At 56.9% G+C, this 15,349-nt stretch carries 17 protein-coding genes and 2 pseudogenes; 1 reads left to right on the top strand and 18 read right to left on the bottom strand.

Annotated elements, in window-relative coordinates; all coding sequences use genetic code 11:
* Window positions 1–6 precede the first annotated feature (6 nt).
* Window positions 7–663, bottom strand: a complete 657-nt coding sequence (gene nodB, locus J2Z31_RS26420) for a chitooligosaccharide deacetylase NodB (protein WP_209606298.1) — start codon at window positions 661–663, stop codon at window positions 7–9.
* The gene (locus J2Z31_RS26415) at window positions 660–1,250 is read right to left on the bottom strand and encodes a NodA family N-acyltransferase (protein ID WP_209606295.1); all 591 of its coding nucleotides are present in this window, start codon (window positions 1,248–1,250) and stop codon (window positions 660–662) included. The genes nodB and J2Z31_RS26415 overlap by 4 nt, the downstream gene beginning before the upstream one ends.
* A gap of 536 nt (window positions 1,251–1,786) precedes the next feature.
* On the opposite strand from J2Z31_RS26415, the pseudogene J2Z31_RS30055 reads away from it, so the two are divergent.
* A pseudogene (locus J2Z31_RS30055) lies at window positions 1,787–1,894 on the top strand (IS5/IS1182 family transposase); the annotation flags it as partial.
* Window positions 1,895–1,953: 59 nt separating this feature from the next.
* Here J2Z31_RS30055 and J2Z31_RS30050 read toward each other — a convergent pair.
* From J2Z31_RS30050 to virB2, 16 genes and pseudogenes are all read right to left on the bottom strand, one after another.
* A complete protein-coding gene (locus J2Z31_RS30050; RefSeq protein WP_268828539.1) occupies window positions 1,954–2,088 on the bottom strand; it encodes a hypothetical protein in 135 nt (44 codons plus the stop codon).
* A gap of 50 nt (window positions 2,089–2,138) precedes the next feature.
* Window positions 2,139–2,213 (bottom strand): annotated as a pseudogene (locus tag J2Z31_RS30045) (transposase domain-containing protein); the annotation flags it as partial.
* 70 nt (window positions 2,214–2,283) lie between these two features.
* Complete coding sequence (locus J2Z31_RS26400) at window positions 2,284–2,874, bottom strand: hypothetical protein (protein ID WP_209606293.1); 591 nt, start codon at window positions 2,872–2,874, stop codon at window positions 2,284–2,286.
* A 175-nt stretch (window positions 2,875–3,049) separates the two neighbouring features.
* Window positions 3,050–3,496 (bottom strand): transposase, encoded by a 447-nt coding sequence (locus J2Z31_RS26395; RefSeq protein ID WP_209606292.1) that lies wholly within the window; start codon window positions 3,494–3,496, stop codon window positions 3,050–3,052.
* 650 nt (window positions 3,497–4,146) lie between these two features.
* Window positions 4,147–5,073: a LysR family transcriptional regulator gene (locus J2Z31_RS26390; RefSeq protein WP_209606289.1), complete on the bottom strand. Its 927-nt coding sequence runs from the start codon at window positions 5,071–5,073 to the stop codon at window positions 4,147–4,149.
* Window positions 5,074–5,569: 496 nt separating this feature from the next.
* The gene (locus J2Z31_RS26385) at window positions 5,570–6,391 is read right to left on the bottom strand and encodes a response regulator (protein ID WP_084617805.1); all 822 of its coding nucleotides are present in this window, start codon (window positions 6,389–6,391) and stop codon (window positions 5,570–5,572) included.
* Between the two features lie 264 nt (window positions 6,392–6,655).
* Window positions 6,656–7,696, bottom strand: a complete 1,041-nt coding sequence (virB11, locus tag J2Z31_RS26380; protein ID WP_028002354.1) for a P-type DNA transfer ATPase VirB11 — start codon at window positions 7,694–7,696, stop codon at window positions 6,656–6,658.
* A 16-nt stretch (window positions 7,697–7,712) separates the two neighbouring features.
* The gene (gene virB10 / locus J2Z31_RS26375) at window positions 7,713–8,855 is read right to left on the bottom strand and encodes a type IV secretion system protein VirB10 (RefSeq protein WP_028002353.1); all 1,143 of its coding nucleotides are present in this window, start codon (window positions 8,853–8,855) and stop codon (window positions 7,713–7,715) included.
* Complete coding sequence (gene virB9, locus J2Z31_RS26370; protein WP_028002352.1) at window positions 8,852–9,730, bottom strand: P-type conjugative transfer protein VirB9; 879 nt, start codon at window positions 9,728–9,730, stop codon at window positions 8,852–8,854. Before virB9 ends, virB10 begins: the two co-directional genes overlap by 4 nt.
* Window positions 9,727–10,440, bottom strand: a complete 714-nt coding sequence (locus J2Z31_RS26365; protein ID WP_028002351.1) for a type IV secretion system protein VirB8 — start codon at window positions 10,438–10,440, stop codon at window positions 9,727–9,729. The genes virB9 and J2Z31_RS26365 overlap by 4 nt, the downstream gene beginning before the upstream one ends.
* Window positions 10,427–10,588, bottom strand: a complete 162-nt coding sequence (locus J2Z31_RS26360; protein ID WP_028002350.1) for a type IV secretion system lipoprotein VirB7 — start codon at window positions 10,586–10,588, stop codon at window positions 10,427–10,429. Before J2Z31_RS26360 ends, J2Z31_RS26365 begins: the two co-directional genes overlap by 14 nt.
* A gap of 29 nt (window positions 10,589–10,617) precedes the next feature.
* Window positions 10,618–11,505: a type IV secretion system protein gene (locus J2Z31_RS26355; RefSeq protein ID WP_028002349.1), complete on the bottom strand. Its 888-nt coding sequence runs from the start codon at window positions 11,503–11,505 to the stop codon at window positions 10,618–10,620.
* Between the two features lie 80 nt (window positions 11,506–11,585).
* A complete protein-coding gene (locus tag J2Z31_RS26350) occupies window positions 11,586–12,272 on the bottom strand; it encodes a type IV secretion system protein VirB5 (protein WP_028002348.1) in 687 nt (228 codons plus the stop codon).
* A 14-nt stretch (window positions 12,273–12,286) separates the two neighbouring features.
* Window positions 12,287–14,656 (bottom strand): type IV secretion/conjugal transfer ATPase VirB4, encoded by a 2,370-nt coding sequence (gene virB4 / locus J2Z31_RS26345; RefSeq protein ID WP_028002347.1) that lies wholly within the window; start codon window positions 14,654–14,656, stop codon window positions 12,287–12,289.
* Window positions 14,656–14,982: a type IV secretion system protein VirB3 gene (locus J2Z31_RS26340; RefSeq protein ID WP_028002346.1), complete on the bottom strand. Its 327-nt coding sequence runs from the start codon at window positions 14,980–14,982 to the stop codon at window positions 14,656–14,658. The genes virB4 and J2Z31_RS26340 overlap by 1 nt, the downstream gene beginning before the upstream one ends.
* Window positions 14,979–15,344 (bottom strand): pilin major subunit VirB2, encoded by a 366-nt coding sequence (virB2, locus tag J2Z31_RS26335; protein WP_050577591.1) that lies wholly within the window; start codon window positions 15,342–15,344, stop codon window positions 14,979–14,981. The genes J2Z31_RS26340 and virB2 overlap by 4 nt, the downstream gene beginning before the upstream one ends.
* Window positions 15,345–15,349: the final 5 nt, after the last annotated feature.

Raw genomic sequence — 15,349 nt, 5'->3', positions numbered from 1 at the left:
CGTTGTTCAGGGAAGTTGAGGAAGAGAGCAGATTCCAAATCCGCGCTCGCGTAACGCTGGAATAAGGCGGGCCAGCGCAATGACGGTTTGGTCGCGCAGACTGTCCTCAGTGCCCGGCCTGCATTCGTCGGGAGGGCATCCGTCGTGCAACAGCACAACTGCGCCGGGCTGGACAGAGGCAAGTACTGCATCGACAATCGCGTCGGCGCCGGGCCGAGACCAGTCACGCGGATCTACCGACCAGTGGAGGGGCGCCAGTCCAGCGCCCGCTGAAGCACTAAGCACCTCTTCGGTCCAGATGCCATAGGGGGCTCGCACATGCCGTACCGATGCCTGGGGGCAGGCCATACTGATGACCCTGTTCGCCTCAAGTATTTCATCGTGCACATCGCTCGGTCCGCATCTGGACAGATCTGGATGAGTCATCGTGTGGTTAGCAACTTCGTGCCCTTCTGCAATCATGCGCCGGATTAGCTGGGGGTGTTCTGCCACATAGGCGCCGATCACGAAGAAAGTCGCCGGCACACCGTGTTTTTCCAGCACGTCCAGGATTTCCGGTGTGCAAAGTGGATTAGGACCATCGTCAAAGGTCAGATAGACAGTGCGGCCAGCGCTGTCGCTGCACGTGCTGCGCACTCTTGATAAGCAGTCAACGTGTGTCACAGCTCCGGTCCATTCCGATCAATAAACGTACCGGTCGGCCAATCAGACATGGCCGATTCAATGGGTAAAACGACGACGAGTGCGTCTTCCACGCGCGTGGGGGGCAGATCCAAAAGCGCAACAGGGCGCGTGGACCGCACCCGAATCCCCGACAGAACGGTAGCCGGTAAGTGTCGGCCGAATCTTCCCACGTGCTTTTGCATCGCGTGCCGAACCGCACCGAAACCGAATGGGACACGAAGTTGCTGCAATACTGGGTACATGACGCGAACTGAGTGGCTGATTCCAAGGCCTTCAAGGTCCGGTCGCACTCCATAAAGGCCTAACTCAGCCACTAGCAGATCGACCTCACCGACCTTGATGAACCGACGCAGCAAGCCCATGTGAGCCGCTACACCGTTTGAGTCGTGTCCGATTGCCCTAAGCTCAGGCCTTGCTCCGGCCCAACTCCTACTGCCTTCGAATGGCTTTGCGTTAAAAGCACCAGTCGGTCCATAAGTGTTGCGAAAGAAGCTTGCGAGTTCGACATGTTCGTCGAGTTGCAATTCACTTTCCCAGCGCAGCGTCCATTGCACCTGAGAGCGCACGCAAGACCTCCTATTTCGTTCTGTTTCTTGCGACGCGTGCCTCAATGCGGTCACCGTCGGTCCACTTGACGTTGGTCAATAGTCACACTTTACTAATGCAGCGCCTCCACAAATTCGTAAAATCGTTTTTGTGGATGGAACCCATCCACGCTCTGGAAGTACGCAGCCGATAGTTGGCCGCGGTCGAGGGCGAGCACGCCTGAAAGTTGCCGGCATAATCATGGCCGTTTTCGAGACGCCGACAACGGAGCCCTGGATTCAGGTCATGCTGGAAGTTTAATGTGACCGATGAATCCGGACCTTAGGATTGTTTTTCCGCATCCTCGCTTCGGCCTGCAGCACATTAGCGCCCTGCCTACGCGAAGGGGCAAGCGCGATACTCAGAATAGAGATGATTTCCTTCAGTGGACGAAGAAGAGACCGGCAGCTTGCAGCACCCGCCATCGTGTTCTTTAGTTCTTTAGGATGAAGGCGCGCGTTTCAGTGTGAGCGTCCGGCGAGCGCATTTTTTGCTCAAGACGTAGGTGTTTAGCTAGCGGTTGCGCTTTACCTCGTCGGCCATAATGCGCTCGATCATTTCGGGATCGCATTGCTCGGCAATGAGAAACTGGCGGATCCCGCCGTCCCACGTCCGTATGTCCGCGAGAAGCTCCTGGAGGCCCTCTACGCCATCGCCAGTCAAGCCTCTTGTACCGTATTCGCTTCAGTCACGGTCGTGGACCATTTCGCCCTCGGCGATGTTGTCCGAGTTGCTGGTGACTTCCTCGATCAGTTCGAGGTTCTCGCCGATCATGTCAGCGACCTGTCTAAGCGTGTAGATAATCTTCGAGCGGGCCATCAGGCAGCCTCGTGCAGGTCTTTTGCCGGCGTCCACTGCCACGGCAGCAGTTATTCAAGGCGATTCGTGGGATGATCTTGGATCCGGGTTAGGACGTCTGTCAGATAGACCTCCGGATCGAGGCCATGTTGGACCGCGATCAGCGCGAGCGCAATTGGACTCCCGTAACGCTGCTGGCGGCATTTCAGACGCGCCTCAGGTGACTTCAAACCGCTCAAGCATCTTCTTGAGCTGCAAGTTCTCTGCATAAATCCGTCGAGCGAGCAGCCCCTTGAGCCGCTGATTTTCTAAGTCAAGGGCAGCCAGTTCGTCGAAGGAAATTGGGCCTTCTGCGGCCTTGGCTTGGCCTGTCTCATCCTCACGCACGTCCACTGAAATACGTTCACGGCGCTTTCGTGAAACGCCGCCTTTGGAGCTTCTTAGAGGCTGCGATACTGGCGGGGCGTCTTCCGATCGCACAACAGCGTCGGCTGCCAGACGACGGCGCTCTTGCGGCTCCGACACTTCGACCCCCACAGTTTCGACCGAATTTATTGCCGCTCGTCCAACCTCTGCGTTTCCCAGGTCTTCGACGGCGATACCTCCATTCGGCTCGACTGGCGGGCGGTTATCTGCTTTAGGCGTTGCGGTTGCTTCTGTTGAATTAAACAGATGCGGCGCGATCTCTTCCGCTTCCCGGGTCAAGGCCTTGAAGTCGGTTTTCCCCCATATCGAGTTCGTCCGCCCCGTTTGCTGCCGCCGCGCCGACTTGAACTCTACGATGAATTTGCGTGGTGGTGCTTTCATAGTTTCAACCGCACAGTGCCGATGGGGGATTCCTGCCGGGCGGACAAATACAGCCCCTTCCTGTTCTTTTCAAGTGATCGCGACGCAAGGTGATGCTAACAGTATCCGACAGTGGCGAGACTTTCCACAAGCCAGCAGAGCGCCTATTACGCCCTGCGCGGAGTTCCGATCTTGATTAATCCATCCCAAGTCTCTTGCGCAGTTCGGCGTTTTCCGTACGCAGTTTCTCCGCCAGAAGGTTGCGAAGCCTCTGGTTTTCCTTTTCGAGTTGAACGAGGTCTGCCAACTCATCGCCAGCCGGCACCGGCGTCGCGGCCTTTTGCTCAACAGGCTTTGCAGCTCGTTTCCACTGATAGTAGGTTTGCTCGGATATCCCGGCGCGCTTGATGGCGTCCTTCAGCGTGCTATCGCGTTGGGCGACTTCCGTCTCGATGAGCTTGAGCTTATCGGACCTTTCTTGCTCGCTGTACTTCTTAGCCTTAGCAGCCGTTGCCTTTGACTCCTTAACCTGTTCCGTAGCTTTTTGACGCCGTGGCGACCTCTGTTTTTTTGCAGTCGGTGCTTTCGTTTCGGCGGCCGCTTCAGACGCGGCAACTGGTCCCGTGTTACTCTCGTCAGCCACTGTAGATTCCTCCCTTTGCCACCTATGATTTGGACTGAAAGAGCTAAAGAGTCAACGCGAGTGTTAAACTCCGACTTCACGTATGGTTGATCTTTTGCTGCCAATATGAGCTCGTCGAGGGAGGGATGGCGCGAGAAGGCCCAAACGCCGCTTCAAATCCACCATCCTCACGCACCGCGCCGCGCCTACTTCAGGATCACAAATATCCCTGAACACATCTGCGGACACCCCTGGAAGTGCAAGGGGATATTTCGGTCGGGGTAACGTGCGCGCAGTCGGGTGCTGATATCTGTCCGGCCTCTGCTGCATGATCGTGGTGGACGCGGATACACGGGATCGACACAGCACAAGACCTCGACCCAGAAGCCCGACCCGGCTGTGGTAGAGTATCTCGCCACTTGGATGGCGCTTCCTTTGGAGCCGCCACGCCGGTGGAGTCCATTTCAAGTCGCCGGTCGACCCAAGCGGCACCCTGGATCTCAAGCCGCACCGCCGCAACTTGCGTGCGGCGTTTAGCGACCAATCACGGCAACGTGCTCGGCCAAAGTGTCCGCTCGGCAGGGGAGCCAAATCCAATCCTGCGCTGAGGAGGCGACCAGCGCCGCAGATCCAAGTGTTCGCCAGAAGCGGCGGGTGATCTATTTTCTGCGCTAGCAAGTCTCGGATGGAGATTCGATCCGGGCAGCCTCCTGTAGCATGATCTCCCGCATCCACATGCTTGCCTGATCCCTGTTGTGGAGGCCGGGCCACTGGACCGCCTCGGTGAATGCTGGAAGTGGTAGCGGAAGCTCAACGATCAGTAGCGGCATTGTCTTTGCAAAATGACGGGCGAGCCGCAAGGGTATCGTCGCTATACGTTCCGTGCCTGTCAGCAACGACGGTAGCAAGCTAAAGCCGGGCGCGGAGACCTCGACGCGTCTCTTGAGACGATGCTCAAGCAATAGCCATTCCTCGAGAGAGGGTTTCAGCGTCCACCCGAACGTGCCTGAAACATGCCCCATCGACATATACTTTTCGAAGGAAAGCGGTCGCGTTAGATGCTGGTTCGTAGGGCAGCCGACGCACACGAATCTCTCCTCGAACAGATCCGCTTTGGGATGCTCGTTCGACATATACAGTTCCGGCATGATCAGAAAATCGAGTTCACCGCGTCGTAGCAGGTCATTGGGATCATCATCGAGAGCCATCAGCTCGAAACCGACGCCGGGAGCGTCCCGCGCCACACGCTCGACAACCTTCTCAAAGAACACAAGCAGCATGAAATCGGACAGGATGATCCTGAAGCGGCGCTGCGACGTCGCCGGGTTGAACACGTCCCAGGAAATGATGGAAACCTGGATGTGCAGCAGGGTGTCGCGGATTGCCGGAGCAAGGGCTTCGGCACGTGGTGTTGGGATAAGCTCGCGGCCCTGCATTATAAACAGCTCGTCGCCGAAATAGGTACGTAGGCGGCCGATGGCCGCGCTCATAGCCGGCTGACTGAGGTTGATCCGGCGCGCCGCGGCCGTGAGCTTGCGTTCGGTCATCAGAGCGTCGAGCGCTACGAGGAGATTGAGATCCAGGCCCTTAAAACGCATTTTCTAGTCCATAGATGGCGCAATTGGGAGTAATGGGCCCTGGCCGAACTCATACGCGTCGGGGCGCGCCCGTCTCATCATCCGGACTGCCGGGGTTTGCTCTAGCTTCGACAACAGGAAATCGATCCCCGTCCAGTGCGACAGGCGCGGGGGCCAAGCGCTGCTGATAATTCAACCTGTGCGTCCATAATTATCTCTTTTCAGCGCTCCGTCGTTCAGAAGCAGGCACGCGCCTAGACTTGGTTTGAGCGGCAAATGGCTCGCTGAGTTCACCGCCGGCCGGTCTACCGGTCCGATATTTAAATCGCGGCGCCACTAACATGGAGGCCGGTGAATCGAAAATGGTATTTTCTCATGGACCGATGAGCAGAGCTCATAATGCTGCGCGGCGCCACGCACTCATTAGATGCGAATCTCCGGCGCCGTCGCCAGGAGCGCCTTGCACTCTGGCGGTCGCGGTGGATGGTGAAGCGAGCATTGCGAACTTAAGGCTGGCTTACGACCTGTCTGGGAACGAGTGGATGCTCCGGCCGGTTCGCTTCTCCGGTTGCCGGGTCATGGCCGCGGAGCTTGCAACGTCAGCGGCCAGGGAGCAGGGGGTCCAGTTGCCCCCGTAGCTGATTTCCACGTCAGCGTCGAAGAAATAACCCGCACCCCGGCATGTTTTAATCAGAAGAGGGTTAGCCGGATCAGCCTCCAGTTTTCGGCGCAACCGCAAGATAAAGACATCAACGCTTCGGTCATATACCTCTTCTCCACGCACCCGGCTCGCAAACAGAAGCTGTTCTCTGGATAAAACGTCGCGTGGTTTTTCCAGGAAGGCGATTAGGAGATTGAACTCACCAGACGTCAGCTTGACCTCGCCGCTGTGTTCGGAGATCATCCGGCGTTGCTTGAGATTGAGCGTCCAACCGGCGAAATGAAACGAGCGTCGATCCTTTGTCCTGCGACTGATCGGGCGCTCGCGCAACGCTACTCGGATGCGCGCTAAGAATTCTCGCATTCCAAAAGGCTTAGCTACGAAATCAGTTGCTCCAAGCTCCAGTGCAACAACTTTCTCAGCCTCCTCGACACGATCGCCGCTGATGGTAATTATGGGAACATCGGATTTAGTTGCCAAATTGCGGACGATGTCGAGCCCATCCTCACGACCTAGATTAAGATCAACAACAGCAAGATCGACCGCATCGCATGTGAGCACGCGATTGAACTGCCAACTATCCGTCACTGCGGTTACCTTATAGGCGTGCATTGTGAGATACTCGGTAATGAGGTGCCGCATGGCGACATCGTCATCGATGACAAGAACATGTTTCAACGTCTCACCTCTCAATCTCGGATCAGGCTGCCGAGACCCACTGTCACGCAGCTTTATCAGGACCTGTACACGCAACAGTTACCCCACTGCCAATCCGCTAGGCGAATGTCAGCATGCGGGCACGAGATGACGGCGCTGCCGCGTGGCGACAGGTCCAACAGTTTGGGTCCCCTACGACGAGAATATGGTTCGTACAAATACCGACTGGAGGACTTGAGGGGCTGGTCGCGTAGCCGCTGAGCGGCAGCTCCAACAATGATGAACCTAATGCTGGTTGAGAAGGTCAGCCACGGTCTCTCCGCGTCGGCGGGCGTCGGCCGCAAGCCAAATCTCGCCGACCTCATAGATCTCACCGTAGGTACGGAACGGAACAATGACATCGATGGCGGCGGAAAGCATATCAATCAGCGTGCGGTCTTCAAGAGCAGCCCCCTGCGAGCTGCTCTTGACGAGCGAAAAGAGCTTTTTGAACGCCTGAACAGGATCGGCCCCATGTATGGTGGAGATTGATCCTGGATGGCCAGAAACGACTTCGCTGAGATAAGCCCAAGCGGCATCGTCGCGCAGCTCGCCGAGCAGAATTCGATCCGGTCGCATGCGCAGGCTGGCCTGCAGCAGCTGTTCTGCCGTGACCGCGCCTAAACCTGTTCCATCCTTCGAATAGAGTAGCCTTACATGGTTCTCATGCGGAATTACGAGCTCGAGCGTGTCTTCGATTGTGATGAGTCTCTCCTGCGGCGGGATGGCGCCGATCAAAGTCTTGCTCATGGTCGTCTTGCCGCTACCCGTGTGCCCGCAGAGCAGCATCGTCAGCCGAGCAGTCACGCATGCATGCAGGAATCCCTCCAGATCACCTCGGTCGTAGTGCTCAAGAATCCGTTCGTCCTGTTCAGCTTGGCGCTGCTTGCGCGAGCGCCATTGATTCCATCGCGAAGCATCATACCGGGACGCGACTTCCTTGAGCTCCGGAACACGGGACCCGGGGCGCCGAATTGTCAGGCTGACGGTGCCCGATGGCACAGCGGGCGGTAAACAGATTTGAAGCCGCTCTCCATTTGGCAGTTCGGTGGCGCACAGAGGACTTCGCGGTCCGACATCCTGCTTTCTTAACGCTCCTGCCAAGATCGCGATGTCTTCAAGATCATCGTAGGTGAGCGGTAACGGATATTTTGCGAAGCCGCCGGCCTGACGAACGAAAGCCTCTCCAGGTCTATTAATCGCGACTTCTTCGGTCCTTGGCTCCTCAAGCCATCCCAAAACTGGTTCAAGGAGAAAACGCAATTGTGGAGCTGCCTCCGTCTGCATTCAGGCCTCCGATTTACTATCTGGACGAGGGTTGCCGATTTCGCGCTCTCGACGCCCCAGTGGCTGTCCGAAGCTCGTATACATCCGAGAAGTCGATGTCCCGCGCGACAAAAATGGATACCGCATCCCCCTGATTTTTTTTCAGAGTGGGTGGAATGTTGATCGACGCTCTTAGCATCGTGTTGGCGGTCTGTTCTCCATTCCCCTGCAAACCGTTAATGCTGGTGCCGGCACCTGAGCTGCCAGCGTAACTACTGGCCGCCTGGAAAGCACCCTGGACGGCGCTCAAGAGCATTGCCCCGCCAACGCGTTGCCAGAAGTGATTGTCGACCGTGCCAGGCAGGCCCGAGCGACCGAGTTCGTCAGCGCCTGGTGACGCGAGCGACACTACGGCATGATTGGGTGTAACGGCGCGATTCCAGATCACGAACACGCGTGAATCCCCTTGCTGTAGGCCACGCTGGATTTCGCCAACGACGGTTGTGCCGCGATCCAGGAGGACAACGTTGCCAGTTGCTCCGCGGACGTCCTGGGGTAGTACGCATTTCACGTAACCGGCCAAGTTGGTATCGATCGCTGTTTGCAGAATGCAGGGAATAGTCGTTCCTTGCGTAATCATGAAGTCAGGGTGCGGTAAGAGTGTTGCCCGGCTAGGCTGCAGCACAGTCGGCTTCATCCGCGTTGAAAGATCATTCTCGACAGGAGCTTCGCCCGTAAGTGAGGAGGAGTCTTGCTCCTTGTCTTCGTGTTCGTGGCCAATGTCCACTCGTTGGGCCGGCTTGCTGTTGCCTTGATCACCGCTGCTATAGGCAAAAATCGGCGTTTTCTCAGGCTGTTCGGCATCGCGTTCAGGCTGGCTCATCTCTGCCGCAGGAGCTGGCGGCTGCGCAGGCTGCTGGGTTGCTGGGGGATCGGGAGCAATATCGATCGGCGACGGTCGAAAGGGCTCGGTGTGGGTGAGAACCGTTGTTTGAGGCAGGGAAGTGTCGTTTTCTGCCTTTGAGCGTCCACCCAGCCAGATGAGACATAAGGATAACGCCAGAATCAAACCTGCGACCATCAGCTTCTGCAATCCCGAAAGTCGCCGGCGAGGTGAGTCATAAACCACGGATCCGGACGCATCCACATCGTGCACAGATTGCGGATTGGCGTCGTTCATCGCCTTGGCTCCTTTAGAACGCGCCAAACATCGGGCCTGACCGTGCCGGTGCCCGGGTCTCGGCCAATGGGATCGTACGCGCTATTCCAGATGCATAACACTGTGTCTCCATCTCTCAGTCGCCAACCACGAGCGACCGAGGGAATCTCGACATAATCGCCTTTGACCGAATAGTTGGCTGTGGCTTCCTTGCCGTCTGGATTGATCGTGTAAATCGACGGTATGCGCACATTGCCAGGAAAGCGGAATACAGTGGTGATGCCGTTGTCAAAAACTTCCAGGGGCATCAGCGAGCGATCCCCCTGGGCGACATAACGCCAATTGTTGGCGCTCGGACTGTCGCTCGCCGGCTTATCTAATAAGTCCTGAGCCCTGCGTTGATACAGTGCTTCCGCTCGGAGGCGATAGGCGGCAGACGTCTGCTCCGCTTGCTTCCGCCGAGCCGCAGCTTCATCGACAGGGTAGGCGAATTGTACGCTGTAGTAGAGTTCAGGCTGCTCTTTGTCGAGCCCGGACATGGTCTTGGCAGAGATGCTGAAAACATAGCGCCGCATACCCGCGTCGCTCGCTGTCAGCACGATGACCGGCTGCGAGGGGAGGACACGACTTGCCTTGAAGAAGAGATAGTTGCCGCGCGGAAGGGCTGCGAGGTCGTTGCTGTTGGAAACGGCGACGGCTGTGACGGTCTCGTTCGCCCCAAATGTGACAACCATAGTTGCCCCGACAGCGGTTGACAGGCGCACCACCTCGTCCGGGTTGTAGGCTAGATAGCGCATGCGGGGATCCAGTTTGCCTGCCGTAGGAGTGTCTTCCGCACGCGCGCCCACCGTGATGAAAAGCAAACAAGCCAGCGTGAAAAACGCTTCTTTCCTCATGGTTGATTGCCCCCCAGGTTCGAAACGGAATCCTCCGAGGTTTCATAGGAGGTAACAAGTAAGCCCCCCGGATTGGTCAGCCTCGATCGGCCGGGCAGGCTTGTCACTTTTTCGTAGCGAACTGTTGCCGTCCAAGTACTCACCACCGGCATCTGCCCCTCCAGGACGAGCGTACGCTTGTAGCGAATTTGTTGCACGCCCGGCGTGATATCATTCGAGGCGATGTGCTCGACCTCCAGCCTGCCGCGCTTGCCAATTACGACTTGCGGCGATTCTGGATTGGGGTAGTTGAAGAACTCTTGATATTCCTGTCGCACGGCCGGAGCGCTGAAACTTGATACGAGGTCATAGGCATACTGAGCCGTGTCCGCTGTATAGCTCTCGCGCAGGCGCACATATTGCCAGAGTGAGGCATTCACAACTGCCTCCTCTTGCGTCGCCGGCAGGCGTGAGACGGACACTTCACTGTCAACTGTACCATCGGGGCGTACCCAAAGATAAACAGGCACAAGCTTATTTAGCGGAACCAGGGTGGCGATAGTAAAAGCCTGTGCGACATTTCCAAGAACAGCGACCGCCGCGGTGACGACCAGCGCCTTCGAGAGACGCCGTGCCGACTTCGCACGTGCAGTTTGAAAGGCTTCCACTTCCTTATAGTGGGCAGCCAATGCTTCTCTCTCCACCAGCAGAGCGTGTTCAGGGCCCTTCATTAAGCTCTCCCGCGACCTGAAGGTCCGATGGAGTCGGTTGCCACCGTCCAACGTTCAGCGGGAAAACTGGACCCTTGCAGGTCGCAAGCTTGTCGGTCGTCTGGCACGCGGCTAGAGTAAGGGTAAGAAGCAACAGGCAATACTTCATTCCATCTTCCAAGTTGAGTGAGTTGAATGCTAGGCCCGCGTCAATTGAGCGAGGTGGCGATTAAGGCTGCTGCCAATCTGGTGTGTTCCGCCCAAAAACCCGCCTCCAATGTTGCCGGCGATCACCGGGAGCGCGACGATCAGAGCGTCGCCGGCGAGAAAGAACATGTCGAGTTCGTAAAGGCCGATGATCTTAGCTGCGGTCGTGCCCGATAAAGAGATCACGCGCAGCATTATCGCAAGCGAGGCCGCTTCGATCGCGATAACGATGGTTGCCACGATGTTCAGCAGGAGCAAAAGTATCCCGTAGGAGAGGAGTTGACCTACCCATTTCGCAGCCATGTCTCGAGTGCGATCAAAGAGGTAGCCTACAAGGATCAGCGGTCCAATTGCCACCAGCACCTTCGTGAGAATTCCAGCGGAATCGTAGATTGCGAATGCAGTCCAAAGCGCGCCGTAAAAAACCCACTGCGCGCCTTCAAAGGCGAGAATATCTTGGCCGTTCATTGGGCCGATTTCGGATGCTATCCTTTGAAAGTGGAATTGGCTTTGAGCGAATATGATGTCGAGCTTTACTGGGATCTCAACGAATGGAATGTGACTGCCACTGACCCGGTCCACGAAGTTTGGAATCGTGTCCTCAAAGACTGACACGACGTAATCATGGTAGTTCGCCTGCCCCACCACGAGGGCGACAACAAGGGACACCGTGATGACCTTCGTAATGCCACGACGCGTGTCGATTTCACCGCGCATGACCAAAATGCCTTGAACTATTATCCAAAGTGTGACGCACGCCACCAGCGGCGCGCTGACCGCGCTCTGGATCTTCTCCAGTATCATGTTCAGCTTGATGTTAAAGGCCGTATCGAAGATCATGTGAATAGCCGTAAACGGCGCGGCAATTCTGAAAGTCATCGCTCCAACCTGACATGCTTCTCTCCACCTTCGGGGGGACGGGATGCCCGTCCACCCGAGCGATAAAGCCAACTACAAAATTACGGCGCCGGGCCGAACATTGTCGCAGTTTCCTGGCGCTCACGCCGCTGTGTCGTTGCCTCCTCTGCTGCTTGAAGGCGTGCCTGTGCAGTGGTCATCGTCAATAGGCTGGTAGCCTGAGTGTTCTGAATAATCGCGTCGTGGATCTGTTTGAGAATTAGACCGTTCGTGACGGTCGCCTGCATAATGTTCCGCGAACGCGAAAGCTGATTCAGCGTGCTGGCGTTTTCCTTCAAGCGATGATCCATGGCATCCAGATTGTTGGCTGCGGCCCCGGCTGCATTGGAAGAACCTACAATCTGCTCGCGTAAGAGAGACCCTTCCGCGTCGTTACCCCACTTCACATCATTTTCGGCATCCGATGCGATCGCGCGCGCTGTCGCCGATGCCGGCGCCCGAGCAGCAAACATCTGCTTTTCAAGGTGATCCGTAGACGGATAGCGGTTCGGCTGGTTGAGTGAGCTTAAAACCCCGGTGACCGCAAAGGACGTCGTGAACATCTGCACCATTTGTACTGTCTGTTCGAGCAATGCGATTGTGTGAACAAGGTTTTGCGCAGTGTTTGCCGCAGTTAGACCCGACTGGAATTCCGTTGCAGGATCGCTGACGACAAACTGCGCTCGGGCGGGGCCCTGCAGAAGGACGCAAACCGCAAGCGCCGTTGCCGTGAGTTGTGCTATTTTCATGAACATTGCCTCCGTCAGTCTTGTACTTCGTCGTAACGCGCTATGAACTCGTCGAGCCACTCAGAAGGGTCCTCGCCATATGTCTGACGCAGCTGATCGGCAAAGCGCACGGTATTCGCCCGTCCCGAGAGTACGGCGACATATTCGCGCATCTGCCGAAGATCGAATTCGCAGACAACGCTTCCGCTCTCGCGCTTAAGCAAAAACTTGCGGCTCCCGACTGTCATATCCTCACGGATCGCCTGAAATTCTCGTTCGGTACATTTCAGTCCGCCGATATAGGCAGATCGGTCCGCCGTAGGTGATGGGTAAAGGATTTTTGTCATGCATTGCGCGACGAGGCTGGCTCCTAGACGCGACTCCAAGACGTGCTCAGGTTGCTGTGTTGCAAGTATAAGCATGCCGTTGTTCTTGCGCACGGTGAGCAGGAATTTGTCCACAACGGCGGAGAATTGCGGGTTCAACAGATAGAAACGAAACTCGTCGCAGCTCATGACAAATCGGCGGCCATCCACGACAGAGCCCACTCGATGCAAAAGATATGCAGCGGCCGGTGCACACACCTCCTCATACTCCAGGAGTTGCGTCATATCGAAGCCCGTGACCGAGGCATCCAGCCTTACTTCATCGACCTCGCCGTCGAAAGCCCAACCGAGCGCGTTTCCTCTGCACCACCGCTGTAGTCGCGCACCCGCGCCCTCGGATGGACCGTGCAACAAGAATTCGCGAAGGCCTGCGAGTGAGCGCATACCCGGCTCAAACGAAAGCTGCCGAACAATACCTCGCTCCAGGCGACGATTCTCCTCTGGAGTGATGCCGCCGCGTCCGTCGCTCTCGATCAGCGCCACGATCCATTCGCGCAGAAAGTCCCGCGAAGCCGATGTATTGGGCAGGCCCCGCAGAGGCGCCAAGCCGCTCGGCACTCCTCTGCGTAAAGCCAGGTATGTTCCTCCCGTTGCACGTACCAACAGCTCACCACCACGGTCCTTGTCGAAAAAGACGATCGCGCCATTGCGGTGAGCCATGCTCTGCTCGAGCATGGCCAGGATAAAGGTCATGAGCGTCGTTTTGCCCGTACCGATAGGGCCGAATATTGCGGTCATGCCCACGTCGTTCTCATGGGGGACATAATCGAAAGGGGTCCCACCATTGGTGCGAAAGCGCGCAACTGCGTTGCCCCAGTGCCCTCCAACATTGCCGCCAGGAAAATTCTCAAATGAAACCAGGCCGGCAAAATTTCGCGACGTGACCGCCCCGGGGCGCGTGCGCCACTTGAAGTTCCCCGGAAGCTGCGACCAGTAAGCGGCCTCCATACCGATAGTTTCTTGGACGATGACTGCGCCTGCATCCGTCAACCGAGTGCGGGCGTGCGCAGCGCGATCGGCGAGGTGGTTAAGATTATCGGCATAGACGCAAAGACTTAAATGATGCGAACCCATAACGAATTCGTTGCTTGCCAATGCGTCCTCTGCCTGGGCGAGTTCATCGATCTGGGTGATGGCCTTGTCACCGGAACTCATCATTTGACTGGACTTGAGGCTGAGCTTGGCATGAGCCTGTGCACGAGTGAGGAACGAGAAACTTTGGCTTAAAACAAGCGGGAAGTCTGTGGACAACAGCGTGTTGAGCATGCCCGGCCGCGTCTTTGCCGGATATTCACGGAACGAAAAGATGGAGCCTACGTAACTGTCTTGCGGCGTTCGAATCTCTAGCGCCCGCTTGCCGCAGATGACTCGGTCGGTATAGATCGAAGCGCCAAGTGAGCCGCTGACGACTGGAACCGGTGACCAACGGCAAGTCATGATAAGGCGGAGGGCTTCGCCGATCTCCGAGAAAAGCACGTCATCTTTCTCGCGAACACCGAGCCGGCGCAGGCCATACGCGTCGAGTCCGCCAGCAAGCACGTGCCAGAGATCTTCCAGATTGCGCATCTGGCTTGCAAGATCGTTCTCTTTCCTTTTGTGGAACTTAGTGAACCGGCCGCTTATTTTCGCAAGGGGCGCGCGGGGAAACACAATCAAGGTCAGGAAGTGATCGTTGCGAAAAAGTTTGCCGGAGAGCACACGCTGCTCAAAAGCGTCGCTCAGACGACTTGCAAAAACGCTGCGGAACTGCCGAGCTGGCGGCGACGGCACATGGTTATGGCGCACGAGATGAGCGTTTATTGACACATTATCATCGGCGATGTTGCGCAAGAGCGTATTGAACGCGCGGCAGCGTGCATTGCGGATTTCAATATCTTCCAGTTCAAAGGGCAAACCTCTGACATGTGCCATAGTCATGATCGAACCGTCTTCCAAAAGGACCACGTGATCGCTAAGGTGCCCGATATAGGGAAGATAAATTTCCCCAGACCTCTCGGTCGTGCCGCTTGTGCCGAGCATCACACCATTCCTCTTCCGCGCTGCGGCACCTTTATTGGATTGGGGCTGACACTTGCCCCACCCCAAACCTGACCGTCAATGCTTCTGCCGGCACTCTGCAGAAAAAGCAGCACTACGCTCACGGCGTTATAGTCACGCTCGACGATAACGCGCGCTCCGAACCAGAGTGGCACGAGAACAAGTTCGTAAAGGGGGTTCTGGAAGATGACGATCAGAAACCCGGCTGACATCATGAACAACCCGGCCAAGGTCAGCGGCACTCCCAGAAACAATGCCGGTCGGGTGGCCGCCACATAAAGGGTGCTTTCTTCCAGACGCGCATTCATCCGCCGGCCCCAATAAGCGTTTTACCGAGAAAGCTGGCTCCGAACATGATGACGATCCCCCCAACAACGCCGGCAACTAGACCGAGTGAAGCACGACCGAACATCCAGGATAGACCGATGGCGACGATGCCGAGAACTGCCAGTGACTGTCCGAACGGACCAAGGATAAACGTGCATATGTTGTTTAGCATTGTGGCAGGGTCGGCGCTTGAGCCCACCTGGGCCGCAGCGGGCCCGGAGGAGACAAAGCTCCACCCGGCCGCCCCACCAGCGGCGGGCGCATAGGTAACGGCCATGCGCAACGCCGTGTCCAGAAGGCTAAAACGCTTCAAATGCTCGTGGCACCTTTTGAGGAATGTCATTACTT

The organism is Sinorhizobium kostiense (genome assembly GCF_017874595.1).
In the GTDB taxonomy this organism is placed as follows: domain Bacteria; phylum Pseudomonadota; class Alphaproteobacteria; order Rhizobiales; family Rhizobiaceae; genus Sinorhizobium; species Sinorhizobium kostiense.
This window is presented reverse-complemented; position numbering and strand designations above follow the sequence as displayed.